Source organism: Sphingomonas faeni (assembly GCF_024273235.1).
Taxonomy (GTDB): Bacteria; Pseudomonadota; Alphaproteobacteria; order Sphingomonadales; family Sphingomonadaceae; genus Sphingomonas; species Sphingomonas faeni_A.
This window is the reverse complement of the sequence record NZ_JANBVH010000105.1, coordinates 1-666: the sequence shown is the minus strand read 5'-3', so window position 1 is coordinate 666 and position 666 is coordinate 1. Positions and strand designations below refer to the sequence as shown.

Sequence of the window (666 nt, the reverse complement as noted above, 5' to 3'; positions counted from 1 at the left end):
TCTCGAACATACCACAACCGCCCAGGTCATCCTGAGGCGGCTTTTTTGTGTCTTTTTTCCGCGACTTGGCGCGTCTCAGAGCCATCACGAGCGTGCCAGCGAATGTCGCTGAATGCCACTACGTCGATTTGCAATTGGGGGTGTTGTTGGGGGTATGATGCCGGCCTCGGCAGGAGATACCCCCATGGCTCTCAAGGACCTCGAAGCACGCTACGCCACCAAACGCGACAAGGACTACAAGCTCGCCGACGGGGAGGGGCTCTACCTCCTCGTCCGGCCGAACGGCTCCAAGCTCTGGCGCTTCAAATACCGTTTCGCCGGCAAGGAGAAGTTGCTGTCGTTCGGGCAATACCCCGGCGTGGGGCTTGCTGACGCTCGGCTGCGCCGCGCCGAAGCCAAGGTCGCGTTGGGGCAGGGGCTGGATCCGGGGGCCAGGGATAAGCCACCCGCAGTCATGACCTTCGAGGAAGCCGCACGCGCGTGGCATGCCAACCGGCTGGCCTCGCTCGACGAAGGCCACGCATCGCGGCTTTTGACCCGGCTCGAGCGGGATGCGTTTCCGGCTTTCGGCAAGGTCGATCTGGGTAGCGTTACCAGCGCCGATGTGCTGGCGATGGTACGCAGCGTCGAGGCACGCGGTGCGCTCGACGTCAGTCGCCGTCTCAA

Annotated in this window: 1 protein-coding gene; it reads left to right on the top strand. The window is 63.5% G+C overall.

Annotated features, from left to right (window positions below):
- Positions 1-184: 184 nt before the first annotated feature.
- Positions 185-666 (top strand): tyrosine-type recombinase/integrase (locus NLI89_RS21695; RefSeq protein ID WP_254688796.1); only part of this gene is annotated, 482 nt, incomplete at its 3' end.